We start from the raw sequence: 26,307 nt of genomic DNA, 5'->3' as shown, positions 1-26,307 counted from the left end.
GCTCGACGCGGTGGCATTGCTCAGCTTGTTTCTGCCCCACGAAGGAATGACATGTCCTACTTCACGGACCTGGCGCTTCAGTACATAGACGGCGAATGGCGCCCCGGAAGCGGCTCCTGGGACATCATCGACTTCGATCCCTTCAACGACGAGAAGCTCACCTCGATCACGGTGGCCACCGCCGAGGAGATCGACAGGGCTTACCGGGCAGCGGAACACCACCAGCGCCAGTGGGCCGAGACCAGTCCGTACACCCGGCGTCAGGTCTTCGAGCGTGCGATCCGCATCATCGAGGAGAACGAGCAGGAGATCACCGAGGCGCTGATCACCGAAGTCGGCGGTACGCACGTCAAGACGGCGATCGAACTCCACCAGACCAAGGAGTTCCTGCGGGAGTCGATCCACCTCGCCCTGCGCGCCGAAGGACGGATCCTCCCCTCGCCGATAGACGGCAAGGAGAACCGCGTCTACCGCGTCCCGGTGGGCGTCGTCGGCGTGGTCTCCCCCTTCCACTTCCCCTTCCTGCTGGCGATGAAGACGATTACGCCGGCGCTCGCGCTCGGTAACGGCGTCGTGCTCAAGCCGCACCAGCACTCGCCCGTGTGCGGCGGTTCTCTGGTCGCCAAGGTGCTGGAGGAGGCCGGTCTGCCTCCCGGGCTGCTGAACGTCGTGATCACCGACACCGCCGAGATCGGCGACGCCTTCATCTCGCACCCGGTGCCCAAGGTCATCGCCTTCACCGGCTCGGAGCCCGTGGGCCGACAGGTCGCGACCGTCGCCGCGTCGCACTTCAAGCGGACGGTCCTGGAACTGGGCGGCAACAGCGCCCTCATCGTCCTCGACGACGCGGACCTCGACTACGCGGTCGACGCGGCGGTCTTCAGCCGCTTCGTGCACCAGGGCCAGTCCTGCATGGCGGCGAACCGCATCATCGTCGACCGCAGTGTCCTCGACACCTTCACCAAGAAGTTCGTGGCCAAGGCGAGCGCGCTCACCGTCGGCGACCCGTCCGACCCCGGGACCCACATCGGCCCGCTCATCAACGCCGTACAGACGGAGAAGGTCAACACCCTCATCGAACGCAGCCTTTCGGAGGGTGCGACCGCGCTCGTCCGCGGCGCCAGGAACGGCAACGTCATCGCGCCGACGATTCTCACGGACCTGCCGGACGACTCGCCCGCGCTCCGCGTGGAGATCCTCGGGCCGGTCGCGCTCGTCATCCCGGTCGACGGTGAGGACGAAGCCGTCCGGGTCGCGAACGACACCCCGTACGGACTGGGTGGTGCCGTGCACACCGGCAACGTCGAACGCGGCCTGCGGATCGCGCACCGGATCGACACGGGCATGGTGCACATCAACGACACCACCGTGGCCGACGAGCCGATAGTCCCCTTCGGCGGCGAGAAGAACTCGGGGCTCGGCCGGCTCAACGGCGAGCAGGCGGTCGACGCCTTCACCACGACGAAGTGGATCTCCATTCAGCACCGCCGCACCGGCTTCCCGTTCTGAGCCCAGCGGCGCCGCTCCAGTCCTGAGGCGCAGATCGTACGAGCCTTCCGTCCCCGACCCGCCGTCTTGAGGACACTTCCTGTCCGCAAGGCTTCATAGCGTGTGGTCATCGAGAGACGCCGACCCGGCGGCTCCTGGCGGAAGGCGACGACCATGCCCGTAGTGGTGAAGCCCGAGACACCCGGCGACGAGCGCGGTGCGCTGCTGGCGTACCTGGACGCCCAGCGCGGCGGCATCCGCCGCGCCCTGCACGGCCTGACCGAGGAGCAGGCCCGCAGCGTCCCGTCGGCCAGCGCCCTGTCGCTGTCCGGAGTCCTGAAGCATGTGGTGGTCGGGGAGCGCGGCTGGCTGCGCCGGCTGCAGGCGGACGGGGAGGAGTACGACCTCGCAGCGGCGATGGGGGAGTGGGAGGACAGCTTCCGGCCGGGCGAGGGCGAGACCGTCGAGGCGCTGCTCGGCCTGTACGACCGTGTGGCGAGGGAGACGGACGAGGCCGTAAGGGCGCGGCAGTCCCTGGACGAGACGTTCGACTCTCCCAAGGTCCCGTGGGACGAGGGCGGAAAACGTTCCTGGCGCTGGGCGTTGCTGCACCTGATCGAGGAGACCGCACGTCACGCGGGTCACGCGGACGTCATCCGGGAGAGCATCGACGGGAAGGGCGCCTTCGACCTCGTCTTCGAGACGGGTGCGATGCCGGAACCGGACTGGGCGGCGTTCGAACAGGAACACCTGCAGTGACCGGCCGTCGTGCTCTTCCGCAGCCTAGGCCCTGTCTGACAAATCTCGCCTTGCTCGCGACGACTGGCACGCACATCCGCTGCGTTGTCGCATCGACCGAGTAGCCCACTACGAGGGCGATCCTCCGCCTTGCGGCTGCACGCACCATCCGTCGCGGGCACCGCCTGCGGCGGACGACGCCATTTGTCAGACAGGGCCTAGGCTTGCGGCGACGCAGAGTGCTGCGGAGCGAAGAGCGGACGGCGGAGGCGAGGGGCGATGTCGGCGATCCGGCTGCTGGTGCTGGGCGCGGTGCGCCAACACGGGCGGGCACACGGCTACATGGTCCGTAACGACCTGGAGTTCTGGGGCGCCCACGAGTGGTCCAACGCGAAGCCGGGGTCGATCTACCACGCGCTCAAGCAGCTGGCGAAGCAGAACATGCTCCGGGCTCACGAGACCGCGCCGAGCACGGCCGGAGGGCCGCCCCGCACGGAGTACGAGCTGACCGACGCCGGCGAGGCGGAGTTCATGAGACTCCTGCGGCACGCGCTGACCGCCATCGACGAGAAGCAGGACATGCTGACCTCCGGCGTCGGCTTCCTCGTGGACCTGTCGCGCGAGGAGGCCGTCGCTCTGCTCGAGCAGCGCATCAAGGCGCTGGAGGAGTGGCGTCGGGAGGTCACGCAGCACTGGTCGCCGGACGAGAGCGCCCCGGAGGAGTGGGGACACATCGGCGAGATCATGAAGCTCTGGGTGCACAACGCCGACAGCGGCGCGCAGTGGGCGCGCGGCCTCGTGGAGCGGCTGGAGAGCGGCGCGTACGTCATGGCGGGCGAGGGCGAGCGCGACCCGAACGTCCTTCCGCCGGGCACCCGGAATCCCTACGCGGAGAAGTAGGCACACTCATCAACTTTGACTAGCCCTCTCCGGGCGATTACCCTGCCGAGGCACGTAGTCAAACTTGATTACTGCCTCGTGAGAGGAACAGGAATGGACACGGACGATGTGATCGTGGCCCAGGGGCTGCACAAGGACTACGGCGCCAAGAAGGCCCTCGCGGGAGTCGATCTGACCGTGCCGCGCGGCACGGTCCAGGGACTGCTGGGCCCGAACGGCGCCGGAAAGACCACGCTGGTCCGCGTCCTCGCCACCCTCGCGCGGCTCGACGCCGGACGGGCGAGCGTGGCGGGGTTCGACGTGGCGGACGAGCCGGACCAGGTGCGCCGGCACATCGGCCTGCTCGGCCAGCATGCGGCACTCGACGAGGAGTTGAGCGGCCGGGAGAACCTGGAGATGTTCGGCAGGCTCCACCACCTCGGCGCGCGGAAGGCCGCCGCGCGGGCCGGTGACCTGCTGGAGCGTTTCGGCCTCGACGACACGGGGCGCAAGGCCGTCCGGCAGTACAGCGGCGGAATGCGGCGCCGACTCGACCTGGCCGTCTCACTGCTGGGCACCGTCGACGGCCACGCCCCCGACGTGCTCTTCCTCGACGAACCGACGACGGGTCTCGACCCCCGCGGGCGCACCGAGGTGTGGGAGGCGGTCCGCTCCCTCGTGGGCGGAGGCGCGACCGTCCTGCTGACGACCCAGTACCTGGAGGAGGCCGATCAGCTCGCCGACTCCGTGGCGGTGATCGACAGCGGACGCGTCGTGGCCCAGGGCAGCACGGACGAGCTCAAGTCCCGGCTCGGGGCGGACCGTATCGACGTCGTCGTGCACCACGTCGCCGACCTCGCCGGAGCCGCCGCCGTCGTCGGGCGGGCGGCCAGGGCCGCCGGTACGGCCGGTACGGCAGGGGACGGACGGGTCACCCAGGAGGGGACCGTCACCCAGGACCGCTACCGCCGCCTGGTCAGCGCACCGGTGGTGAACCGCATGAGCGCACTGGCCGAGACGGTGCGGGGCCTGGGCGAGGCCGGGATCGAGGCGGAGGACGTGGCGCTCAGACGTCCCACCCTGGACGAGGTCTTCCTCCACCTCACCGGTGAACGGCCGTCCGCCGCAGCGGGATCTTCCGCGGGATCCGGCGCGCAGGGGGCCCGCGGGGCCGATGCCGATGCCGGAGACGACCGTGCGGAGGTGCGCGCATGAGTTCCTACCTGCTGACCGACTCCTGGACGATGACGCGGCGCGGACTCTCGCACTGGCGCCGCCGGCCCGTGCAGGTGCTCGTCGGGCTGGCCTTCCCCGTGCTGATGCTGGTGATGTTCGCGTACTTCCTGGGCGGCGGGATGGGCGTCGAGAACTACCGCGAGTTCCTCGTCCCCGGCATGCTCGCGCTGACCATGGCCTTCGGCCTGGAGTCGACGATGGTCGAACTCACCCAGGACCTCACCAAGGGCGTCGTCGACCGTTTCCGCTCGCTTCCGATGGCTCCTTCGGCGGTGCTCGTCGGGCGGAGCGTCCTCGACATGCTGCATTCCGCCCTGTGCCTGATGGTGCTGCTCGGCGTGGGTCTCGCGATGGGGTGGCGCTGGCACGGCACCGGGTCCGCGGCGCTCGCCGCGGTCGGACTGCTGCTGCTACTGCGCTTCTCGCTGCTGTGGGCGGGCATCTACCTGGGCCTGGTCGCGGGCAGGCCGGAGCTGGTGCAGGCCGTGCAGATCCTCATCTGGCCCGTCGCGTTCCTCTCCAACGCATTCACCTCCCCGGACACCATGCCGGGCTGGATGGGCGCGCTCGCCGAGTGGAATCCGATGTCGGCAACGGCGCAGGCCGTGCGGGAGCTGTTCGGCAACCCCGTGTGGGGAGGCGGCGGTTCCTGGGCGACTGAGCACGCCTTGCTGCTGGCGGTCGGCTGGCCGGTCGTCCTGTCCGTGCTGTTCTTCGTGCTCTCGGTCCGCCGCTACCGGGCGCTGGGCCGCTGACCGGACGAGACCGCATACCGGCGTCCGGGGACACCCGACGAGACGCGGGGGCCCGCCGCACGGGCGGGCTCCCGCACGTGTGCCGGGCGTCCGCCCCGGGCACCCTGACCGCGGCCTCGTTACGGAAGCGCCCCTATGCTTCGGACCATCGGGCGAAGGCCGGAACGCACGTGTGAGGGAGCAGGCAGAAAGTGGTCGGGGAGCCGAAGCGGAACGGCCGGTCGGCGGAGAACGGGGAGAGCTCGGAGGACGCGAAGGCCCTGGTCGAGGACGCGCGCAGCGCGTTCACGCCACCGCTGGGAGTGCCTCTGCCGCCCCCTCCCGACGGTGAGCACCCCACCTCCGAATTCGCCGTTCCCGAGGGTCTCCTGACCTCTCCGCCTGCCGAGTTGAGCAGCGCCTTCACCCCGCCCGAGGGCATCCCCAAGGTCTCCCTGATCAAGCCGGGCGTCCCGTGGCAGGACCGGATGCGCACGATGATCCGCATGCCGCTGGCCGAGCGCCCGGCTCCGGAGCGGTCCAGACGCCCCGACGACGCCGAGACGGGCCCCGCCGTCCCGCGCGTACTGGACCTCACGCTCCGCATCGGCGAGCTGCTGCTCGCGGGTGGCGAGGGCGCCGAGGACGTCGAGGCGGCGATGTTCGGGGTGGCACACGCGTACGGGCTCGACCGCTGCGAGCCCACCGTGACCTTCACCCTCATCTCGATCACCCACCAGCCCTCCCTGGTCGACGATCCGGTGACGGTCGGCCGTACCGTCCGCCGCCGGGGCACCGACTACACCCGGCTGGCAGCCGTCTTCCGGCTCGTCGACGACATCACCAAAGGGGAGGTCACCCTCGAGGAGTCCTACCGGCGCCTCGCCGAGATGCGCCGTAACAGGCACCCCTTCTCCAAGGGCGCGCTGACGGTCGCGAGCGGCTCCCTCTCCGGCGCGGCCTCGCTGCTGGTCGGCGGCGACGGGCTCGTCTTCGTGCTCGCGGCGCTCGGTGCGATGCTCGGCGACCGGCTCGCGTGGATGTGCGCGGGGCGCGGGCTGCCGGAGTTCTACCAGTTCACCGCGGCGGCGATGCCGCCCGCGGCGATGGGTGTGGCCGTCGCGCTGATGGACGATCAGAACGAGACCAAGCTGAAGGCCGCGGCCGTCATCACCGGTGGCCTCTTCGCCCTGATTCCCGGACGGGCCCTGGTGGCGGCCGTGCACGACGGGCTGACCGGTTTCTACATCACCGCGGCGGCCCGCCTGCTGGAGGTCGTCTACCTCATCGTGGGCATCGTGTGCGGCGTGCTCGTCATCCTCTACGTCGGTTCGGAGCTCGGCGCGGAACTCACCCCGGAGAGTGCGCACGGTGACGTCTCGCCGGTGACGCAGCTGCTCGCGGCGATGCTGCTGGCGCTGTCGTTCTGCGTGCTCCTCCAGCAGGAACGTCACACCGTCCTGCTGGCCACCCTCAACGGCGGTGTCGCCTGGCTGATCTACGGCGCGCAGCGCATGGCCGAGGTGAACGCCGTGCCGGCGACGGTGGTGGCGGCCGGACTCGTGGGCCTGTTCGGGCAGTTGATGTCCCGGTACCAGTTCGCGTCCTCACTGCCGTACATCACCGCGGCGATCGGCCCGCTGCTGCCCGGCAGCGCGACGTACTTCGGGCTGCTCAACATCGCCCAGGGCCAGATGGACGAGGGATTCCTGAACCTCTCCCGGGCCGCGGCCCTCGCGCTGGCCATCGCGATCGGGGTCAACCTCGGCGGTGAACTCGCGCGGCTGTTCATCAAGAGCCCCGGTGTGGAGACGCCGCTGCCGGGCCGCCGTGCGGCCAAGCGGACCCGCGGCTTCTGACCCACGCGGCTCTTTCTCCGCTGGATCTCCGACTCGTCCGCGGGATTCCGGTTCGCCCCCGGCGAGTTCGTTCCGAAACGGCGAGGGTGCGCCCGCCCTGCGGGACGCACCCACTCGCTTCCGCGGTGTCGCCGAGGGAACCAATCGGTGTTTCAGTGGTCGCCGTGAGCCTCAAGGCGCTTGATGGACGCTTCGACCTCGGCTTCCGCTTCGGCGCGGCCGACCCAGTTCGCGCCCTCGACGGACTTGCCGGGCTCCAGGTCCTTGTAGACCTCGAAGAAGTGCTGGATCTCCAGCCTGTCGAACTCGCTCACGTGATGGATGTCGCGCAGGTGCTCCATACGAGGATCGGACGCCGGGACGCAGAGCAACTTGTCGTCACCGCCGGCCTCGTCGGTCATGCGGAACATGCCGATGGCGCGGGACTTGATGATGCATCCGGGAAACGTCGGCTCGTCCAGCAGCACGAGTGCGTCGAGCGGGTCCCCGTCCTCGCCGAGGGTGTGGTCGACGAAGCCGTAGTCGGCGGGGTACACGGTCGAGGTGAAGAGGTGTCGGTCCAACCGGATGCGTCCGGTCTCGTGATCCACCTCGTACTTGTTCCGCGAACCCTTCGGGATCTCGATGACGACGTCGAACTCCAAGGGAGGCTCCTCAATGATCAGCACATGTATCTGGTGATTAAGTGTCCCCCACGCACGTACACCGTCGCGAAAGGGGCTGATCGAGGTGCGTGACACCGCCGCGGAGGTGCGTGACACCGCGATCCGGGCGTACCGGGGAGCCCGGGCCCGTGCCCGGCGGTACGGACGGCGGATCCGGCAGCACTGGCGGACCGCGACGCCGCATCAGCGGCAGACCGCGCGAGTCGCGGCGGGGTCCGCCGCACTCGGACTCGCGGTCGCGGTCACGGCGGTGGCCGTGACAGGACCGTGGGACTCGGGCCAGCGTACGGCGGAGCGGTCCCGGGCCGCGGCCCGGGAAGGCCGAAGTGGCGGGAACCACACGGGTGAAGACCCGGGCGGCGCGGCCCTGGCCGACGCTCCGAAGGTACTCGCGGCACTGCATCCGGAAGCAGCCGGAGGCGCCAAGTCCCGCTCGGGCGGGGCCGGAACGCCGCCGCCCAGCCCCGACGCGCTCGCCGACGCACTCGAACCGCTGGTCGAGGACGGCGAACTGGGCAAGCGTCACGCCCTCTCCGTCGTCGACGCAGCCACCGGGAAGCAGCTCTACTCCGTCAAGCCCCGCACCGCGGGCACCCCCGCCTCGACCGTCAAGCTGGCCACCGCGGCCGCGGCGCTGTCGGCACGCGGCGCCGACCACCGGATCGAGACGCGCGTGGTGCGCGGCGACGACCCGGACGAGATCGTGCTGGTCGGCGGCGGCGACCCGACGCTCAGCACCGGCGCACTCGACGACCTGGCACGCACCACGGCCCGCGAGCTGGGCGGGAAGGACGCCGGCAAGGTCTCGCTCAAGTACGACACCTCCCGCTACAGCGGGCCCGTACGTCATTCCATCGGTGCGAACGACAACCTCGCCCCCGTGACCCCGCTCATGGTGGACGAGGGCCGGCTCGAAGGGACGTCCGAGCGCCCCCTGCACGGCCCCGCCCCCCGCTCGACCGATCCCGCGTCCGACGCGGCGGAGGCGTTCGCCGACGCCCTGGGCGAGCACGGCGCCGACGTCGAGGGCGATCCCGGGGAGGAGAAGGCCCCGCGCAAGGCGAAGGAGCTGGCGGTCCACCGCTCGGCGCCGCTGTCCGTGCTGGCCGAGCGGATGCTCACCTACAGCGACAACGACATCGCCGAGGCGCTCGCGCGCCAGACCGCGCTCGCCTCCGGCGAACCGGCCGGCTTCGAAGGCGCCGGCAAGGCCGTACGCGACCGGCTCGGCAAGCTCGGCCTCCCGCTCGGGGGCTCCCGTTTCGCCGACGGCAGCGGACTGTCCCGCTCCGACAAGGTCTCACCGGCCCTCCTCACCAGCCTGCTCGTCCGCGCCGCGGACTCCGGCCACGCCGAACTCCGCCCGGTCCTGACGGGCCTGCCCGTCGCGCGCTTCACCGGCACGCTCGACGACAGGTACACAGGCGGGAGCGGCAAGGCGGGCGCGGGACTGGTACGGGCGAAGACCGGGACCCTGACCGGCGTGAACGCCCTCGCCGGCAGCGTCGTCGACGCCGACGGCAGGCTCCTGCTCTTCGCCTTCATGGCTTCCGGCACCAAGGACGGCAAGGCCGCGCAGGAGACGCTGGACGGGCTCGCCTCGGCCCTCGCCGACTGCGGCTGCCGGGACTCGCCCTCCGCGGGCTGATCCGGTCCCGGCCCCTCGCCACGGGCGGTGCGGCCCACCGCTCCGGCGCAGCCTCCCGCCCGGCGGCCACGCAACGTACCGTGAAGCCATGACGAGCCTCGGTGGTGTGGAGATGGTCGACTGGAATCTCGCGGTCACGACTGCGACGCGGCTCGTGAGGCCGGGTCCCGAAGTGACCCGCGAGGACGCACGAGCCGTCGTGAGCGAGTTGCGGCGCCACGCGAAGGCGTCGGAGGAGCACGTGCGGGGCTTCACCCGTATGCAGCCGGAGGGTCCCGCGGAATCGGACACCCCCGTCCTCGTCGTCGACCGGCCCGGCTGGGTCCGCGCCAACGTCGCCGGCTTCAGAGAGCTCCTCTCGCCGCTGCTGGCCAAGATGCAGGAGCGGCGCACCAGCGGCCCGGGCGGCGCCGTGCTCGGCGCGGTCGGCGGCAAGGTGACGGGCGTCGAGGTCGGCATGCTGCTGTCGTTCCTCGCCTCCCGGGTGCTCGGGCAGTACGAGACGTTCGCGCCCGTGACCCGTGACCTGCCCGGCGGGCCGGACGGCGGCGGCCGGCTGCTGCTCGTCGCCCCCAACATCGTGCACGTCGAGCGCGAACTGGAGGTCGCCCCGCACGACTTCCGGCTCTGGGTGTGCCTGCACGAGGAGACGCACCGTACGCAGTTCGCCGCCGTCCCCTGGCTCCGGGACCACATCCAGGGAGAGATCCAGGCGTTCCTCGGCGAGGCCGACATGGACCCGTCCGCGCTGCTGGAGCGCCTGCGCGAGGCGGTGCAGTCGCTGACCGGGAGCCGCACGCCGGCCACGGACGAGGAGGACGGCGCCGGCACGGACCGCGGCAGCATCGTCGAACTGGTGCAGACACCCGCACAGCGCGAGATCCTCGGGCGTCTCACTGCGGTGATGTCCCTTCTGGAGGGGCACGCGGACTACGTCATGGACGGGGTCGGCCCCGAGGTCGTGCCGACCGTCGCGGAGATCCGGGAGAAGTTCCAGAAGCGCCGCGCCACCGGCGCCGGCCGCCTCGACCAGGCGCTGCGCAAGCTCCTCGGCCTCGACGCGAAGCTGCGGCAGTACCGCGAGGGGGAGCGTTTCGTGCGGGCCGTGGTGGAGGATCTGGGCATGGACGGCTTCAACCGCGTCTGGACCTCGCCCAACACGCTTCCCACGAAGGCGGAGATCGGCAAGCCCGCGGACTGGATCGCGCGGATGCGTTCCTGACGGGGGACGGGTGCCGAAGAGCCATCGGCGGCCCGCACGGCGGGGCAAGGGGGGCAGCCGTCTACTCGGGGAGAGGTTTACGAACCCCCGGAAGCTTCGCCAATCACTCGTCCGAGGGACCGAGAATGACGGGACCGCGTGCGATGCTCTGGGAACCCCTCCATCTCTGTCACCATCGACACACTCAGCGTGACAAGACCTCTTCGAGGAAGTGAATCGGACATGGGTCCCCATCCCGCGGTTGCTGCAATACGCCTGGCGGTTCGCCGCGCACTTCACGACGTACTCAGCGAACAAGCTGCTCTCCGCGAAAAGGCCGGCGACACCACGAATCCTCCCGAGCCCCCGCTCGTGCTCGTCGCCTGCTCCGGCGGCGCCGACTCCATGGCGCTCGCCTCCGCCCTCGCCTTCGAGGCCCCGCGCCTCGGCCTCCGCGCCGGCGGCGTCACCGTCGACCACGGCCTGCAGCCCGGCTCGGCGGACCGCGCGCGGGAAGTCACCGAACGACTGACCGCCCTCCGGCTGAAGCCCGTCGAATCCATCGCCGTCACCATCGGACGTACGAACACCGGCCCCGAAGCCGCCGCGCGCGACGCGCGTTACGCCGCCCTCGACGAGGCCGCCGACCGCTGCGGTGCCACAGCCGTGCTGCTCGGGCACACCAGGGACGACCAGGCCGAGACCGTGCTCCTCGGGCTCGCCCGCGGTTCCGGGACGCGCTCGCTCTCGGGCATGGCCGAGGTCACCGGCCCCGGCGACCGCTACCGCCGCCCCTTCCTCGCCATCGACCGTCAGACGACCCGCAGAGCCTGTCTCGCGCAGTCGCTCCCGGTCTGGGACGACCCGCACAACGACGACCCCGCCTACACCCGCTCGCGCGTGCGTCACGAAGCCCTGCCCATGCTGGAGAAGGCCTTGGGCAAGGGCGTCGTCGAGGCACTCGCCCGTACCGCCCGTCTCTCCCGCGACGACGCGGACGCCCTGGACAGCTGGGCGCTCCAGGCCGAGCGCTCCGTACGCACCGACGTGCCCGGCACGGACGGCTGGGACGGCGTCGAGCTGGACACGGTCCGGCTCTTCGCGCTGCCCTCCGCCGTACGCCGCCGTGTGCTGCGCCGTGCGGCCATCGCGGCGGGTGCGCCGGCGGGCTCGCTCTTCGCACGTCACCTCGAGGAAGTCGACCGGCTGATCACAGCCTGGCGGGGCCAGCGGCCCATCAATCTGCCAGGGCGTGTCGAAGCCGGAAGGCAGGGTGGCAGACTGGTCTTTCGGCATTGCTCACCGACCCCGCCGGCACCGACCGGCTGACCTTCCCTTCGCGGGGACGTCGCCGGCCGGCGGCAGGGTGGGCCGAGACCTCGACCGAGAGCGGCACGGGTGGACGAGAAAGACATGGGCACCGACCTGAAGTCGGTCCTCATCACCAAGGAACAGATCGACGCGAAGCTCACGGAGCTGGCCGCGGAGATCGACGCGGAGTACGCGGGCAGGGAGCTGCTCCTCGTCGGTGTCCTCAAGGGCGCCGTGATGGTCATGGCGGACCTGGCGCGTGCGGTGTCGACCCCGGCCACCATGGACTGGATGGCGGTGTCCTCCTACGGAGCCGGCACGCAGTCCTCCGGTGTGGTCCGGATCCTGAAGGACCTCGACACCGACATCAAGGGCAGGCACGTCCTGATCGTCGAGGACATCATCGACTCCGGGCTGACGCTCTCGTGGCTGCTGTCCAACCTCGGTTCGCGCGAGCCGGCTTCGCTGAACGTCTGCACGCTGCTGCGGAAGCCGGACGCGGCGAAGGTGGACATCGACGTGAAGTGGGCGGGGTTCGACATCCCCAACGAGTTCGTCGTGGGCTACGGGCTCGACTACGCGGAGAAGTACCGCAACCTTCCCTTCGTCGGGACGCTCGCGCCGCACGTCTACGGGGGCTGAGCACGCACGGAGGCCGAGTCGCGCGGACCCCGGCGGGAACCATGCCGGGCCGCGCTCCGTTGGAGGAGCCAGGACGGTTCTTGTTGGCCGTCCTCGGCGGCGCCTTGAGACAATGCTGAGGTACCGTCCGAAGGTCAGCGTTTTCAACTCACTGTGGCAGGAGGGACGGGGCGCGCGCGCTCCGTATGGATGGACGTGAAGCGATACTTCCGCGGGCCGGTCATGTGGATCGTGCTGGCCGTCCTCGCCGTGGTCGTGTTGATGCAGGTCGTCGGCTCGTCCGGCGGCTACAAGACGGTGGACACGGGACAGGTCGTCCAGGCGATCGACCAGGACAAGGTGAAGTCCGCCGAGCTCACGACCGGCGATGAGCAGATCGTGAAGCTCGAGCTCAAGGACGGCGCCAAGGTCGAAGACAGCGACAAGATCAAGGCGAGCTACATCGACAACCAAGGTGTCGACCTCGCCAAGAAACTTCAGAGCAAGTACGAGCAGAGGGAAATCCCCAAGGGCTACACGGTGGCGCCGCAGCAGCAGAACCCGTTCGTCGGGATGCTGCTCTCGTTCCTGCCGTTCGTGCTCATCATCGTCGTCTTCCTGTTCCTGATGAATCAGATGCAGGGCGGCGGCTCCCGGGTGATGAACTTCGGCAAGTCCAAGGCCAAGCTGATCACCAAGGACACCCCCAAGACGACGTTCTCCGACGTCGCGGGGGCGGACGAGGCGTGCGAGGAACTCCAGGAGATCAAGGAGTTCCTGCAGGAGCCGGCCAAGTTCCAGGCCGTCGGGGCCAAGATCCCCAAGGGCGTGCTGCTCTACGGCCCGCCTGGCACCGGCAAGACGCTGCTCGCCCGCGCGGTCGCGGGTGAGGCGGGGGTCCCCTTCTACTCGATCTCCGGTTCCGACTTCGTCGAGATGTTCGTCGGTGTGGGCGCCTCCCGGGTACGTGACCTGTTCGAGCAGGCCAAGGCGAACGCTCCGGCGATCGTGTTCGTCGACGAGATCGACGCCGTCGGCCGTCACCGCGGCGCCGGCATGGGCGGCGGTCACGACGAGCGCGAGCAGACGCTGAACCAACTGCTGGTCGAGATGGACGGGTTCGACGTCAAGGGCGGCGTCATCCTGATCGCGGCCACCAACCGGCCGGACATCCTGGACCCGGCGCTGCTGCGTCCGGGCCGCTTCGACCGGCAGATCGCGGTCGACCGTCCGGACATGCAGGGCAGGCACGAGATCCTCAAGGTCCACCAGAAGGGCAAGCCGATGGCTCCCGACGTGGACCTGGGTGCCGTCGCGCGCCGCACGCCCGGCTTTACCGGTGCCGACCTCAGCAACGTGCTGAACGAGGCCGCGCTGCTCACCGCGCGCAGCGATCACAAGCTGATCGACAACAAGTATCTGGACGAGGCGATCGACCGGGTCGTGGCCGGACCGCAGAAGCGGACCCGGATCATGAGCGACAAGGAGAAGAAGATCACCGCGTACCACGAGGGCGGACACGCTCTGGTGGCGGCGGCCTCGCCGAACTCCGACCCCGTTCACAAGATCACGATTCTCTCCAGAGGCCGTGCTCTCGGGTACACGATGGTGCTGCCCGACGAGGACAAGTACTCGACGACGCGGAACGAGATGCTCGACCAGCTCGCCTACATGCTGGGCGGACGTGCGGCCGAGGAACTCGTCTTCCACGACCCGACGACGGGCGCGGCCAACGACATCGAGAAGGCGACCGCGACGGCCCGTGCCATGGTCACGCAGTACGGCATGACCGAGCGGCTCGGCGCGATCAAGTTCGGCTCCGACCAGTCCGAGCCCTTCCTGGGCAAGGAGATGGGCCACCAGCGCGACTACTCCGAGGAGGTCGCCGGGCTGGTGGACGAGGAGGTCAAGAGCCTGATCGAGACGGCGCACAACGAAGCCTGGGAAATCCTGGTGGAGAACCGCGACGTCCTCGACAACCTCGTGCTCGCGCTGCTGGAGAAGGAGACGCTCGGCAAGGAGGAGATCGCCGAGGTCTTCGCCCCCGTGGTCAAGCGTCCGAGCCGTCCCGCATGGACCGGTTCCTCCAGGCGGACGCCGTCCACGCGGCCTCCGGTTTCCTCGCCGGCACTGGCGAACGGTGCGACGCCCAGTCTCGAGAAGAGCGGCGGCAAGGAGATCGGGCCCCGTGATTCGGACGCCATCGTCGAACCGGTGGACCCCACGGAGAACTAGACCGGTCTGTGTGTGACGGCCCACAGCGGGCCGTGGAATGTATGCCGCGCCCCCCGGGTTGTCCGACCTGAGGGGCGCGGCTCATTGCTGTACCAGTACCAGGAGCGAGGCGACAGATGACCGACCCGGTGATGCTCGGTGAAGAGGACCAGGGCGCGGCAGGCGTCTTCGACGAGAAGCGGGCCCAGGACGCCGTGCGTGAACTTCTGCTCGCGGTCGGCGAGGACCCGGAGCGCGAGGGGCTGAGGGAGACGCCGGCCCGGGTGGCGCGTGCCTACAGGGAGCTCTTCGCCGGTCTTCACCAGCGCCCCGAGCACGTGCTGACGACGACGTTCGACCTGGGCCACGACGAGATGGTCCTGGTCAAGGACATCGAGGTGTTCAGCACGTGCGAGCACCACCTCGTGCCGTTCCACGGCGTCGCACACGTCGGCTACATCCCGTCCGTCGACGGCAAGATCACCGGGCTGTCGAAGCTGGCCCGGCTGGTGGACGTCTACGCGCGGCGTCCACAGGTCCAGGAGCGGCTGACCACGCAGATCGCCGAGTCGCTGATGCGGATACTGGAACCGCGCGGCGTGATCGTCGTCCTGGAGTGCGAGCACATGTGCATGTCCATGCGCGGCATACGCAAGCCCGGTGCGAAGACCGTCACCTCTGCCGTACGGGGGCAGCTGCGGGACGCCGCGACGCGCTCCGAGGCGATGAGCCTGATCCTGCGCTGAGCCTGGTCCCGCTCCGTCGTGCGCCTCGCGGGTCGCCGGGAAGCAGCTCGGCGGGGCCGGCCCGTCCGTGAACTGCTCACGCGGCCGTGGCGGCCGGGGGGTTGTCGTCATCGTCGTCGGGGAGGCGGCAGACCCGTTCCAGGAAGACGGCTGCGGCCACGACGGCGGCACCTGCCAGGACTGCGAGCCCGGCGTAGACCGTCTGGTCCTCCCGCGCGGGGGCTTCCGAGCTGTCCATCAGCAGGAAGACGCCGACCCCGCCGTAGACCCCGGCGACCAGTGCGGCCACCAGCGCGCTGGCGTGGCCGAAGAGGACGGCCCTCGCCGCCATCATCGGGTCGACGCCCTTGGCGCCGGGCACCCGCTCGCGCTGTGCCTTGAGTCTGGAACGCAGCGACAGGGCGGTGGCCAGCAGGACCGTCGCGATGACGGCCAGCACGATCGGCGAGGCGGAGGGGACGCCGGGCAGGGTGCCGAGGGAGTTCCACAGGCGAGCCGCCGCCCAGGCCAGTACCCCGGCGACGACGAAGACACCTGCCAGGACAGGGATACGCAGTTCCTTCACGGGGTTCCCAACGACTACTCGGGCAGGCTGAGTTCCAGGTCCGTGCGCGGTGCGACTCCCTCGCGTCCCAGCCCGGCCAGGAGTTCGGCCACCGTGCCGCGGCCGGGTACCTCGGCGCCCGGATCCACGTCGTGCCACGGCACGAGGACGAAGGCGCGCTCGTGCACACGGGGGTGGGGCAGGGTCAGGCCGGGATCGTCCGAGACGACGCCCTGATAGGCGACGATGTCGACGTCGATGGTCCGCGGTCCCCAGCGCTCGTCCCGCACCCGCTCCAGCGCCTCCTCGATCGCCTGGCCGCGCTCCAGCAGCGAGCCGGGCGGGAGCGTCGTACGTACGAGCACGACGGCGTTGAAGTACGACGACTGGCTGCCGGGCTCCACGCCCCAGGGCTCCGTCTCGTAGACGGGCGATACCGCCTTGACCGCCAGACCCGGGGTGTCGGCGAGCGCGTCGACAGCGCTCTGCAGGCGCTCCAGGCGGTTGCCGACGTTGCTGCCGAGGGCGATCACCGCCGGCTGCGGATTGTGGAGTGTGGTGTCGGCGGCATCGACCTGGCGCACGACGGAGGCGGGCACCGGCTGTACGGTCGGGTCACTGTTCGGCGTCATGCGCGGCTCCGCTTGATAGTGATGGTCACGTCGTCGAAGGGCACGGTGATCGGTGCGTCCGGCTTGTGCACGATCACCTCTGCTTCCTGTACGGGCGTATGTGCGAGGCAGACGTCGGCGATCCGCTGGGCGAGGGTCTCGATCAAATCGACGGGGTCTCCCTCGACGACGGAGACGATCTCCTCGGCGAGAACGCCGTAATGCACGGTCCTGGTCAGATCGTCGCCTTCGGCGGCGGGCCGGGTGTCCAGGCCCAGTTCGACGTCCACGACGAAGATCTGACCCTCCTCCCGTTCCCGCTCGAAGACTCCGTGATGCCCGCGGACCCGAAGGCCGCGCAGTGAGACCCGGTCCACGCGAATCCCTCCTGTCCTGCGTCCTGGTCATGGCCCCTGAGCGCACAATGCGCCGTCACGGCTCGAACATCCTGCGGATTCCGCCTCGAATCTACCCGCGAGCCGCAAGACCGCCGACCCGGGGCGGGTGCCTACCCGACAGCGTCGCGGGTCACGCGCGGATTCCACCCGGCTGGTGCGAACGAGTGGCACAGCCCACACACAGGGTGACGCGTATGCAGTGCGGACCGGGAAGTGCGGGCCGGCAGCGGACGGAGGTCAGAGGTGGACGTCCCCGTCGTCGAGGCCGTCCTCGTCGTCCTCGTCCTCGCGTTCGACGAGGACGGGTGAGCCGTGGTGCGACCAGACCTTCCAACTTCCGTCCTCCGCACGGCGGAAGACGTTGGTGGCCACGACGAGACCGCCCACCAGCGGTCCCGCGGAGCCGTCGTCCTCGGCGGGGCCGCCGCTGAGGATGTTCTCGGTGCAGCTGACGAGCGCGGTGTCCCCGTGGACCGATACGTCCACGTCTGTCAGGAAGAACTGCACGTAGTCGGTGTTGGCCATGATGAGCGCATACGAGCGCAGCACCTCTTCGCGGCCGGTCAGCGTGGGCCAGCCCGGGTGGACGACGCTGATTCCGTCGTCCATCCACAGGTCGGTCAGCGCGGCGAGGTCGGCGTGTTCCACCGCGTCGTACAGGGCGGTGTTGGCGGCCTCGACCGCCTCGATGTCGGTGCTCGCGCCGTGGCTCACGGGTTCCGCCCCGCGCTTCCGCCGGTGCCGCCGGCCGGGCCGGACGCCGCGTCCCGCGGGTCTGCGGCTGCCTCCACGGCGCGGACCACGCGGACGGCGTCCGCGCTCGCCCGTACCTCGTGGACCCGTACCGCCCAGGCGCCCTCGCGTGCGGCGAGTGCCGACACGGCGGCTGTCGCCGCGTCCCGTTCGCGTGCAGGTGGGACGGGCACGTCGTCGGGGCCCGCCAGTACGCGCCCGAGGAACCGCTTGCGAGACGCCGCGATCAGCAGGGGGTGCCCCAACTCGGCACGCAGTCGGCCGAGTTCGGCGACGAGGCGCAGGTCGTGCGGGGCCTGCTTGGCGAAGCCGAGTCCGGGGTCGGCGATGATGCGCTCCGGTGCGATGCCCCCGTCGACGGCCCGCCGGAGGCTCGTCCGCAGTTCGCCGACGACCTCGGAGGTCACATCGCCGTAGACGGCACGGTTGTTCATGTCGATGGACTGGCCGCGCCAGTGCATGACCACGAAAGGGACCTGCGCCTCGGCGACCGCCGGGACCATCCGGGGGTCGGCGAGTCCGCCGCTGACGTCGTTGACCAGTACGGCACCCGCCGCCAGGGCCGCCTCCGCGACTGAGGCGCGCATGGTGTCCACACTCACCAGGACGTCCTCCGAGGCCAGACCGCGGACGACGGGAAGCACCCGGCGCAGTTCCTCGGCCTCGTCGACGCGCGGGGCACCGGGACGGGTGGACTCGCCGCCCACGTCCACCAGATCCGCACCCTCGGCGACCAGGTCCAGGCCGTGCTTGACGGCGATCTCGCTGTCGAACCACTTGCCGCCGTCGGAGAACGAGTCCGGGGTGACGTTGACCACCCCCATCACTGCACAGCGGTTCCACTGGGGGAGTCCGGCTACGTGGCCGCGCGAGGGGTTCATGTCTCCAGCGTAGGCCGATCAGCCTCGGCGGCGCGGACGGGAGGCACAAGGGGTAGTCCGGCCGCACGCCAAGCCTGGAAGCCGCCGACGAGGTCCGTCGCCCTGTGCAGGCCGAGTTCGCGGAGCGAACGGGCGGCGAGGCTGGACGCGTAGCCCTCGTTGCACAGGACGACGATCCGCAGGCCGAAGCCCGTCGCTGCGGGGGAGCGGTGCGGGCAGGTCGGGTCGAGCCGCCACTCCAGCTCGTTGCGTTCGACTATCAGAGCACCGGGGACGGTGCCGTCGCGGTCCCGCAGAGCGGCGTAACGGATGTCCACCAGCAGGGCGCCCTCCCGCTGGGCGACGGCCGCCGCCTGCGGGGCGAGGCGGCCGCCGAGGCCGGCGCGGACGGCGTCGAGCAGGGCGTCGATGCGGCTGGGGGGCTGCTCCCCGGCGGGACCGGCAGGACCCGCAGGACCGGCGGGACGGGCAGGATCGCCGGGATCGCCGGGAGGGGGCATGAGGCCGTGCGGGTCGTCCGGGCGGGCGGCGGCGGTCATTCCCGTTCGCCCCCTCGGCCCTTCGGGCCCGGGGAGGCCCCAAGGCGCGCGACCCGCTCCAGGCGCATCATTCCCACTCCCCCGGGCGCTCGACCTGCTCCAGGCGCAGCAACGCGCCCGTACGGCTGTAGCGACGCATGAGCGGGAGCGGGGGGTAGTAGGCGTGGACGGAGACCGCGTGCGTCTCCCCCGACTCGTTGAGCACCTGGTGCACGTGGTGCGGGCCGAAGGCCCGGCCCCGTCCGGCGGACAGCTGACGCACACGGTCCACGCCGTCGGCCAGCTCCAGCGTCTTCCAGCCCTCCGTCGGGATGCGGGCTGCGAGGGCCTCCTCGGTCAGTTCGCCCTGGGCCGTCGCGAAGGCGCCCCGGGAACCGCCGTGGTCGTGCCAGCCGGTGCCGGTGCCCGGCGGCCAGCCGATGATCCAGGCCTCGCTGCCGCCGGGGCCGTTGAGGCGGAGCCAGGTACGGCCGTCCGGGTCGAGGGGGAGGGAGGCGACGAGCTGTTCGTCGGCGGCCGTCGCGCGTACGAAGTCGAGGAGCTCCGCTTCGCCTGGTGCCGCGGGGGCGGCGCGGCCCGGGTCTGCGGCTTCGTGCGCGGTCTGCGGACCGGAGGCGGGCAGAGGGGACGCGGGTGCGGGAGATGCAGATGACAAGGAGAACCGTCCTGGCAGGTGACCGGTGGCACAGCGCTCACCGGGAGCGCGTGCGGTGGCGGGAATTGATCAGCAGGACGGACGACACAGGCAGCCCACGTAGCGGAGCAGGTCCAGGTGGACCCTCCGCCAGGGGTGCAGCTCGGTGCCGTTCATGCGCTGGAGTGAAGCATGAGGGCCACCGGTGGTCAACCGGCCGCCCGACTCTGTGATCAGGCATGCGAAGCCGTGCCCGTGCCCCTGAGCGGCACACGGGCGGGCGCGGGGCGTGGGAGTTCAGACGTCCGCGACGGTCTCGAGCTCCACCTCGTCCCTGCTCACGTCCCGCTCGTCCGCGTCGATCGAGCGTCGCAGCGCCTCGTGGAGACGGCTGGGAGTCAGGACGCCGACGAAACGGTCCGCGTGGTCGAGTACCGCGATCCAGCCGGCGTCGTGCTGGAGCATGCTGCTGAACGCCTGCTTCAGGGGTGAGCCGAGCGGGAGCCAGGCCTCCATGCGGCGTGCGTGGTCGGCGACGGTCACGGGGCCGGAGTCGCCCGTCGTGTCTTCGGGCCCGGCACCGGGGGCGTCGGCCGCCTCCGCCGAGAGCCAGCCGTGCAGCTCGTCCGCGTCGTCGAGGACCACGGCCCAGCGTGCGCCCTCGGTGCGCATGCGCGTACGGGCCTTGTCGAGCGGGTCGTCGAGGTGGACGACGGGCGGCTGCTCCAGGTCGCCGCGCTCGATCGGGGTGACCGAGAGCCGCTTGAGCCCGCGGTCGGCACCCACGAAGTCGGCGACGTACGGGGTGGCGGGGGCGCCCAGCACCTTCGCCGGCGGGTCGAACTGCTCGATGCGGCCGTCGCCGTAGACGGCGATGCGGTCGCCGAGCCGCACGGCTTCCTCGATGTCGTGGGTGACGAAGAGGACGGTCTTGTGGAGCGTCGACTGCAGTTTCAGGAACTCGGTCTGCAGATGTTCCCGGACCACCGGGTCGACCGCGCCGAACGGTTCGTCCATGAGCAGCACAGGCGGGTCGGCGGCGAGGGCCCGGGCCACACCGACCCGCTGGCGCTGGCCGCCGCTGAGCTGGTCCGGGTAGCGGTCGCCGTAGCGGGCGGGATCGAGTCCGACGAGCTGCAGCAGTTCGGCTGCCCGTGCACGGCGTTCGGCCTTCGGCCAGCCCAGCAGGTAGGGGACGGTCGCGGTGTTCTCCAGGACCGTCTTGTGCGGGAAGAGGCCGACCTGCTGGATGACGTAGCCGATGCGGCGGCGCAGTTCGACGGGGTCGACCGCGGAGATGTCCTCGCCGTCGAGCATGATCCGTCCGGACGTCGGCTCGATGAGCCTGTTGACCATCTTCATGGTGGTCGTCTTGCCGCAGCCGGACGGCCCGACGAGCGTGACCAGTTCGCCTTCCGCGACCTCGAGTGACAGGTCGTGCACGGCTGTCGTGCCGTCCGGGTAGCGCTTTGTGACGTTCTCGAAGCGGATCATGGTCTCAATCTCGTCGCTCGGATCGGCTGGACGCGGGGCCGGCTGCGCTCGCCCGGTCCGGTGCCCCAGGGGATTCTGCCGCGGCCCGTATGAAGGCTGTGTTGCAGGAGTGTGGCAGTTCGGGGCGCTTGCCGGTAGCGGACTGTAAGGTCTCCCGGCATGCTTACGGGCGCACGGAGAGCGTCCGTACGCCGGCGGCGTCGGAGCGAGGGCGGGACGAGTGCAAGGCGAGCGGGGTGAGCGGAGTGAGCTGGGTGTCCGGCGCTGACGGGGCCGTGGTCCTGGCCGGAGCGGCGGGGAAGGCCGGCGACTGCCTTTCCGCCAACGAGTGGATCTGCGCCGAATACGTCACGTCCCGCAGCCAGGAGCTGACGGACGCCACGGTCCAGCACGTGTGGATCACTGTCGTCTCCGTGCTGCTGGCGCTGCTCGTCGCCTTTCCCCTCGCGCTCGCGGCCAGGCGCTGGCAGCGCGCGTACGGCCCCGTGCTGGGGCTGACCACGGTGCTCTACACCGTCCCCTCGCTCGCCATGTACGCCCTGCTGCTGCCGTTGTTCGGGGTGGGCGCGTCGGTGGTCGTGACGGGGCTGGTGCTCTATTCGCTCACCGTCCTCGTACGGAACATCCTGGCCGGGCTGGAGTCCGTCCCCGACGACGCCCGGGAGGCCGCCCGCGGCATGGGCTACGGGCCGGGGAGGCTGCTGTTCGGGGTGGAACTCCCCCTCGCCCTCCCGGCGTTGATGGCCGGCGTGCGCATCGCGACGGTCTCCGCGGTGGCGCTCACCACGGTCGGCGCGATCGTCGGTTTCGGCGGGCTCGGAAACCTCATCTACGAGGGCATGGACAGCTTCTTCAGGGCGCAGGTGCTGACCGCGTCGGTGATCTGTGTGCTTCTGGCGGTGCTGGCGGACGTACTGCTGCTCGGGCTTCAGCGGTTGCTGACGCCGTGGGTCCGCACCGGCGGCAGGTCGCGGCGCGGCCGGGACCCCGAGGCAGGGCCGGACGAGGGGGGCGGCGCCCGCCGGCCGTCCCGCGCCGGTGGCAGCGGTGCCGCTCCGGTCGCCGTCGGCAAGGGGGCGTGACGATGGGCTTCTTCCTGGACGCGTGGACGTGGCTGGCCACCGGCTCCAACTGGACCGGCGGTGAGGGCGTCGTCCACAGGCTGGCCGAGCACCTCTACCTGACCGCCGTCTGTCTCGGCGCCGCCTGCGTCGTCGCGCTGCCGGTCGGGCTGTGGCTGGGCCACGTGGGACGCGGCGGGGCGCTGGCGGTGAACGTCTCCAACGCCGGGCGCGCGGTTCCCACGTTCGCGGTGCTGGTGCTGCTGACCCTGAGCCCGCTGGGCAAGCAGGGCGACCTGCCGACCATCATCGCGCTGGTTCTCTTCGCCCTGCCGCCGCTGCTGACGAACACGTACGTCGGGATGCGCGAGGCCGACCGCGACGTCGTGGAAGCGGCACGCGGCATGGGCATGTCCGGCCGGCAGCTGCTGGCCCGCGTGGAGGTGCCGCTCGCCTTCCCGCTGATCATGACGGGCGTGCGTTCGGCTGCCGTGCAGGTCGTGGCGACCGCCACCCTGGCCGCGCTGCCCGGCGGCGGCGGTCTGGGACGGATCATCACCGCGGGGTTCGGCACGTACGACACCCCGCAGGTCGTGGCGGGCGCCGCGCTCGTCGCAGCGCTGGCGCTGCTGGTCGAGGGCGTACTGGTGGTTGTCCAGCGCACTCTCGACCCGATGCGGGGGCGCCGCCGGAGCGGCAGGTCGCAGCCGCCGCCGGCCACCGGTCCGCGATCGGATTCGCCTTCCCGATCGACGCCCGACAAGTTCGATGAAAAGGTGATCCCCGCGCAGCCGACGGCCTGACGGCCTCCTGCCCGGGCGTTCCGACCTCCTGTGACCCGGCATCTGACGAATGGTGGATCTCATGAACAAGGCAGCACATCCCGAGCAGGCGTACGGGGGTCCCCCCGGGGCGCGCCGTCCCCGCCGCACGCGCAGCCTGGTGGCGGCCTGCGGGAGTGTCGCCATGCTGGCGGCGGCCCTGACGGCCTGCGGCGGGAACAGCCTCGAGAAGGAGGGCGGCGGCTCGGCGGACGGTGGTTCCAAGGGTGAACTGGTCGTCGGCTCGGCGGGTTTCACCGAGTCGCAGGTCATGGCGGAGCTGTACGCACAGCTGCTGACCGAGGCGGGCTACGAGACGTCGATCAGCAAGCTGAAGAACCGCGAGCTGTACGAACCCGCCCTGGAGAAGGGCGACATCGACGTCGTACCGGAGTACGCGGCGACGCTGGCGGAATTCCTCAACGCGAAGAAGAACGGGCCGAAGGCCGAGCCCGTCGCCTCCAGCGACGTGAAGAAGACCGTCGCCGCGCTGGAGAAGCTGGCGAAGCCCCGCGGGCTGAAGGTGCTCCCGGCAGGCGAGGCGGTGGACCAGAACGCGTTCGCCGTCACGAAGGACTTCGCCGACGAGCACAAGCTCAAGACCCTGACGGACCTCGGGAAGTCGGGCGAGAAGATCAAGCTGGCGGCCAGCGACGAGTGCGAGGAGCGGCCGTTCTGCCGTCCTGGTCTCGAGAAGACCTACGGCATCGACATCACGGACATCGACCCCAAGGGCGTCGGCACCACCCAGGCCAAGGAAGCCGTCAAGAACGGCACCGACCAGCTCGTGCTGACCACGACCACGGACGCCACGCTGGAGGACTTCGGCCTGGTCCTCCTCGAAGACGACAAGCAGCTGCAGAACGCCGACAACGTGCTGCCCGTCGTCAACGCCGGGAAGGCGGGCGGCAAGAAGGTGGCGGACGCCCTGGGCGAGCTGACCGAGGTGCTCACCACCGAGGACTTGACCGACCTCAACCGGAAGGTCGATGCCGAGCGGCAGAAGCCCAAGGACGTGGCTGAGGAGTACCTCAAGGAGAAGAACCTGCTCTGACCGGGCAGGACAGGCAGGAAGACAGCCAGGAAGACCGGCAGGAAGACAGGCAGGAAGACAGGCGGGAAGACCGGCAGAACCGGCAGGACTGCACGAGCCGGGCGGGCGGCGGGCGGCGCGGGTGAGCCGCCCGCCCGAGCGCCACCGGAGGCCGCCGAGCGCCACCGGAGGCCGCCGAGCTCCGGCGAACCGCGCACAGGGAGGCCGTTTCCGGGGGCCGCGGAGAGCAGTGCCAGGTCCGGGCGCCGAAGAGGACAGCGGAGGGCGAAGCAGACAGCCGCGGGTGGCGGGGGAGTAACAATGCCCCATGGCCGGTGCCTGACGGGAGCCTTGCACGGTACATTCCAGGCCATGCCTCGTGGACGCCATCGCCAATCGCAGCCACTGCACCGGTCACTCGCTCCGGCGAGCATCGCTGCCGCCGCGCTGATCTGCGCGGGAGGTGCGTGGCTGTTCGGCGAGCCGGGCTTCTCCGATACGGACACGGTGCTGCTGCGGGTCTGCGCGCTCGCCGCCGCGGCGGCCGCCGTCACCGGTGCGCTGACACTGGGCGCCTGGGACCGGGCGGCAGGCAGACGCGTAGGCGAACTCAAGGCACAGCAGACCAGCGCCGACTGGCGTGCCGAAGAGCGGTACGCCGAACTGGAATCCGAGGTCGAGGAGATCCGCGAGGCCCGCGAGAAGCTGCAGGGGCGGCTGCGCGAGAAGCGGTCCGAGCTGGCCGAGCTCCGCAGCGAACACGCGGATCTGCTCCGGCGGTACGCCCATGCCGAGACCGAGCGGGCGAGGGCCCTGGAGGTACGGCGGCAGCTGGAGATCGAGTCCGGCGAGCCGACGAAGGCGCTCACGTCGTCGGCGACGGACCACAGGAGCCCGTCCGGAGCGCCGACCCCGCTGACGTACCTGCAGGCCAACGAGGCGCTCAAACACCTCAGCCGGAACCTCGCGCGGAAGGTCGAGCGTGAGGAGCAGGCGCGGCAGGAGGAGCTGGAGCAGCAGGAGAAGGAGCGCCAGGAGCAGGAACAGCGCGAGCGGGAGCGCGAGCAGGAACTGGAGCGGGAGCGGGCGAACCGGAAGCCGAAGCCCGCACCCGACGAGCGCGGGACGGACCTCGAGGGCGGCGCCTTCGACTTCTTCGGCACGGGCACGTCCAAGCCGAAGCGGCGCGCCAAGAAGACGGCGCCGACACCGCCCCGCTCGCGTGAACCGCGCGAGTCCGCCGAGCCTGTGCGGCCGGCGGGCGGCACAGACGTTCCGGGCAGTGCCTTCGCAAAGAGCGGTACGGGCAGTACGGGCAGTACGGGCGGTGCCGTCACCACGGGGAGCGCGGGCCGTACGGGCAGCGCGGGCACCGCGGGCCGTACGGGGGCCGAGGCGGACGAGCCGCGGGAGGCGGTGGGCGGGACCGCACGCCGGGCCGCGCCCGGGTCCGGGAGCGCGCCCACCCCGCAGGGCAAGTCGGCGCAGGAGGCGGGAGTCGTTCCCGCACCGGCCGGGCCCGCCCGCGAGGAGAGGGCCGGGGCTGGGACGAAGCCCGCTGAGGAGAAGGCCGACCCGGAGGAGAGGACGGCGGGCCCGTCGCTGCGTGCCGAGTCCGCGGCGACGGCCGCCGGGCCGTCGGCCGCGACGAAGGGCGAGGACTCCTCGCCGGACCGTGAGACGCCCGACGCCTCCGGGAAGCCCTCCGCCCCGCGTCCCCGGCCCGGGGGCGCGGCGGGCAAGCGGGACGTGCAGGGCACGGATAAGTCAGCGGCAGAGCCAGCGGCAGAGCCAGAGTCGGAGCCGGCGGCCGGGGGCGCGGCGGGCAGGACCGGGGGCGCACCCGAGCCGGGGAAGACAGCCGAGCCGGACAGGACGGGCAAGGGCCCTGCCGCGAAGGACGGTTCAGCGGGCTCGGCCGGGGACGAGTCCCCGGCAGGACCGGCGGAAGGCGGCACGTCCCAGTCCGGCTCCGTGGCCGGTGCAGGGAAGCCGTCCGGCCGCTCCGACGGCGCGGAGGAGTCCGAGGAGACCGAGGAGTCCGAGGAAACCGGCTCGGCCGGGAAGGCGAACGGTGCGGAGGCCGGGGGCGGCACGAGGTCCGGCAGCGCCGAGTCCAAGGCCCGGCACAGGCAGGCCGGCGGCTCCAGGACGAAGCCGGGCCCGAAGGAGACCCGGGTCCGTAACGCCAGTTGACG

The 26,307-nt window shown here is 71.0% G+C and carries 25 protein-coding genes; 16 read left to right on the top strand and 9 right to left on the bottom strand.

Translation table 11 applies throughout. The annotated features are described in order from the left end of the window. Window positions 1–51: 51 nt before the first annotated feature. From ACFPA8_RS14165 to ACFPA8_RS14140, 6 genes are all read left to right on the top strand, one after another. Window positions 52–1,509: an aldehyde dehydrogenase family protein gene (locus ACFPA8_RS14165; protein WP_386447844.1), complete on the top strand. Its 1,458-nt coding sequence runs from the start codon at window positions 52–54 to the stop codon at window positions 1,507–1,509. Between the two features lie 153 nt (window positions 1,510–1,662). After that, on the top strand, window positions 1,663–2,247 hold the full coding sequence (locus ACFPA8_RS14160; RefSeq protein WP_386447841.1) for a DinB family protein: 585 nt from the start codon (window positions 1,663–1,665) through the stop codon (window positions 2,245–2,247). Window positions 2,248–2,505: 258 nt separating this feature from the next. Then, the gene (locus ACFPA8_RS14155) at window positions 2,506–3,126 is read left to right on the top strand and encodes a PadR family transcriptional regulator (protein WP_386447838.1); all 621 of its coding nucleotides are present in this window, start codon (window positions 2,506–2,508) and stop codon (window positions 3,124–3,126) included. A gap of 93 nt (window positions 3,127–3,219) precedes the next feature. Next, window positions 3,220–4,320, top strand: a complete 1,101-nt coding sequence (locus tag ACFPA8_RS14150; protein ID WP_386447836.1) for an ATP-binding cassette domain-containing protein — start codon at window positions 3,220–3,222, stop codon at window positions 4,318–4,320. Next, window positions 4,317–5,096, top strand: a complete 780-nt coding sequence (locus ACFPA8_RS14145) for an ABC transporter permease (RefSeq protein WP_386447833.1) — start codon at window positions 4,317–4,319, stop codon at window positions 5,094–5,096. Before ACFPA8_RS14150 ends, ACFPA8_RS14145 begins: the two co-directional genes overlap by 4 nt. A 191-nt stretch (window positions 5,097–5,287) precedes the next feature. Next, window positions 5,288–6,934: a threonine/serine exporter family protein gene (locus tag ACFPA8_RS14140; RefSeq protein ID WP_386447830.1), complete on the top strand. Its 1,647-nt coding sequence runs from the start codon at window positions 5,288–5,290 to the stop codon at window positions 6,932–6,934. 152 nt (window positions 6,935–7,086) lie between these two features. Here the strand turns inward: ACFPA8_RS14140 and ACFPA8_RS14135 are convergent, their stop codons facing one another. Beyond that, the gene (locus ACFPA8_RS14135; protein WP_028432807.1) at window positions 7,087–7,578 is read right to left on the bottom strand and encodes an inorganic diphosphatase; all 492 of its coding nucleotides are present in this window, start codon (window positions 7,576–7,578) and stop codon (window positions 7,087–7,089) included. A gap of 85 nt (window positions 7,579–7,663) precedes the next feature. Between ACFPA8_RS14135 and dacB the strand changes: the two genes are divergently transcribed. The 6 genes from dacB to folE all read left to right on the top strand — a co-directional run bounded on the left by dacB (window position 7,664) and on the right by folE (window position 15,340). Then, on the top strand, window positions 7,664–9,247 hold the full coding sequence (dacB, locus tag ACFPA8_RS14130; RefSeq protein ID WP_386447826.1) for a D-alanyl-D-alanine carboxypeptidase/D-alanyl-D-alanine endopeptidase: 1,584 nt from the start codon (window positions 7,664–7,666) through the stop codon (window positions 9,245–9,247). A gap of 88 nt (window positions 9,248–9,335) precedes the next feature. Next, on the top strand, window positions 9,336–10,469 hold the full coding sequence (locus ACFPA8_RS14125) for a zinc-dependent metalloprotease (RefSeq protein ID WP_386447823.1): 1,134 nt from the start codon (window positions 9,336–9,338) through the stop codon (window positions 10,467–10,469). Window positions 10,470–10,691: 222 nt separating this feature from the next. Next, window positions 10,692–11,777: a tRNA lysidine(34) synthetase TilS gene (tilS, locus tag ACFPA8_RS14120; protein WP_386447820.1), complete on the top strand. Its 1,086-nt coding sequence runs from the start codon at window positions 10,692–10,694 to the stop codon at window positions 11,775–11,777. 84 nt (window positions 11,778–11,861) lie between these two features. Next, complete coding sequence (hpt, locus tag ACFPA8_RS14115; RefSeq protein WP_386447817.1) at window positions 11,862–12,401, top strand: hypoxanthine phosphoribosyltransferase; 540 nt, start codon at window positions 11,862–11,864, stop codon at window positions 12,399–12,401. Between the two features lie 189 nt (window positions 12,402–12,590). Further along, complete coding sequence (ftsH, locus tag ACFPA8_RS14110; protein WP_386447814.1) at window positions 12,591–14,615, top strand: ATP-dependent zinc metalloprotease FtsH; 2,025 nt, start codon at window positions 12,591–12,593, stop codon at window positions 14,613–14,615. A gap of 116 nt (window positions 14,616–14,731) precedes the next feature. Next, on the top strand, window positions 14,732–15,340 hold the full coding sequence (gene folE, locus ACFPA8_RS14105; RefSeq protein ID WP_386447811.1) for a GTP cyclohydrolase I FolE: 609 nt from the start codon (window positions 14,732–14,734) through the stop codon (window positions 15,338–15,340). A gap of 76 nt (window positions 15,341–15,416) precedes the next feature. Here folE and ACFPA8_RS14100 read toward each other — a convergent pair whose 3' ends face one another. From ACFPA8_RS14100 to ACFPA8_RS14065, 8 genes are all read right to left on the bottom strand, one after another. Continuing rightward, window positions 15,417–15,905 carry a DUF3180 domain-containing protein gene (locus ACFPA8_RS14100; protein ID WP_386447808.1) on the bottom strand — a complete coding sequence of 163 codons (489 nt, stop codon included), beginning with the start codon at window positions 15,903–15,905 and terminating at the stop codon, window positions 15,417–15,419. Between the two features lie 14 nt (window positions 15,906–15,919). Beyond that, window positions 15,920–16,516: a 2-amino-4-hydroxy-6-hydroxymethyldihydropteridine diphosphokinase gene (folK, locus tag ACFPA8_RS14095; RefSeq protein ID WP_386447805.1), complete on the bottom strand. Its 597-nt coding sequence runs from the start codon at window positions 16,514–16,516 to the stop codon at window positions 15,920–15,922. Continuing rightward, window positions 16,513–16,872, bottom strand: coding sequence for a dihydroneopterin aldolase (folB, locus tag ACFPA8_RS14090; RefSeq protein ID WP_386447802.1), 360 nt, complete (start codon window positions 16,870–16,872; stop codon window positions 16,513–16,515). The genes folK and folB overlap by 4 nt, the downstream gene beginning before the upstream one ends. Before the next feature lie 258 nt (window positions 16,873–17,130). Continuing rightward, the gene (locus ACFPA8_RS14085; protein WP_386447799.1) at window positions 17,131–17,607 is read right to left on the bottom strand and encodes a nuclear transport factor 2 family protein; all 477 of its coding nucleotides are present in this window, start codon (window positions 17,605–17,607) and stop codon (window positions 17,131–17,133) included. Further along, on the bottom strand, window positions 17,604–18,527 hold the full coding sequence (folP, locus tag ACFPA8_RS14080; protein WP_386447796.1) for a dihydropteroate synthase: 924 nt from the start codon (window positions 18,525–18,527) through the stop codon (window positions 17,604–17,606). The genes ACFPA8_RS14085 and folP overlap by 4 nt, the downstream gene beginning before the upstream one ends. Next, window positions 18,524–19,027 (bottom strand): rhodanese-like domain-containing protein, encoded by a 504-nt coding sequence (locus tag ACFPA8_RS14075; protein ID WP_386449430.1) that lies wholly within the window; start codon window positions 19,025–19,027, stop codon window positions 18,524–18,526. Before ACFPA8_RS14075 ends, folP begins: the two co-directional genes overlap by 4 nt. A gap of 106 nt (window positions 19,028–19,133) precedes the next feature. Then, complete coding sequence (locus tag ACFPA8_RS14070) at window positions 19,134–19,721, bottom strand: cupin domain-containing protein (RefSeq protein ID WP_386447793.1); 588 nt, start codon at window positions 19,719–19,721, stop codon at window positions 19,134–19,136. A gap of 276 nt (window positions 19,722–19,997) precedes the next feature. After that, the gene (locus ACFPA8_RS14065) at window positions 19,998–21,194 is read right to left on the bottom strand and encodes an ABC transporter ATP-binding protein (protein ID WP_386447790.1); all 1,197 of its coding nucleotides are present in this window, start codon (window positions 21,192–21,194) and stop codon (window positions 19,998–20,000) included. Window positions 21,195–21,475: 281 nt separating this feature from the next. On the opposite strand from ACFPA8_RS14065, the gene ACFPA8_RS14060 reads away from it, so the two are divergent. From ACFPA8_RS14060 to ACFPA8_RS14045, 4 genes are all read left to right on the top strand, one after another. Continuing rightward, window positions 21,476–22,276, top strand: coding sequence for an ABC transporter permease (locus tag ACFPA8_RS14060; RefSeq protein ID WP_386449429.1), 801 nt, complete (start codon window positions 21,476–21,478; stop codon window positions 22,274–22,276). A 2-nt stretch (window positions 22,277–22,278) separates the two neighbouring features. Beyond that, window positions 22,279–23,058, top strand: a complete 780-nt coding sequence (locus ACFPA8_RS14055; RefSeq protein WP_386449428.1) for an ABC transporter permease — start codon at window positions 22,279–22,281, stop codon at window positions 23,056–23,058. A gap of 163 nt (window positions 23,059–23,221) precedes the next feature. Then, on the top strand, window positions 23,222–24,130 hold the full coding sequence (locus ACFPA8_RS14050) for an ABC transporter substrate-binding protein (protein WP_386449426.1): 909 nt from the start codon (window positions 23,222–23,224) through the stop codon (window positions 24,128–24,130). 351 nt (window positions 24,131–24,481) lie between these two features. After that, window positions 24,482–26,305 carry a hypothetical protein gene (locus ACFPA8_RS14045; protein WP_386447787.1) on the top strand — a complete coding sequence of 608 codons (1,824 nt, stop codon included), beginning with the start codon at window positions 24,482–24,484 and terminating at the stop codon, window positions 26,303–26,305. The last annotated feature ends 2 nt before the right edge of the window (window positions 26,306–26,307 follow it).

Source organism: Streptomyces ovatisporus, assembly GCF_042653885.1.
Taxonomy (GTDB): domain Bacteria; phylum Actinomycetota; class Actinomycetes; order Streptomycetales; family Streptomycetaceae; genus Streptomyces; species Streptomyces ovatisporus.
Note: the sequence above shows the minus strand (reverse complement) of the source record. Positions and strands in the feature narration are given on the sequence as shown.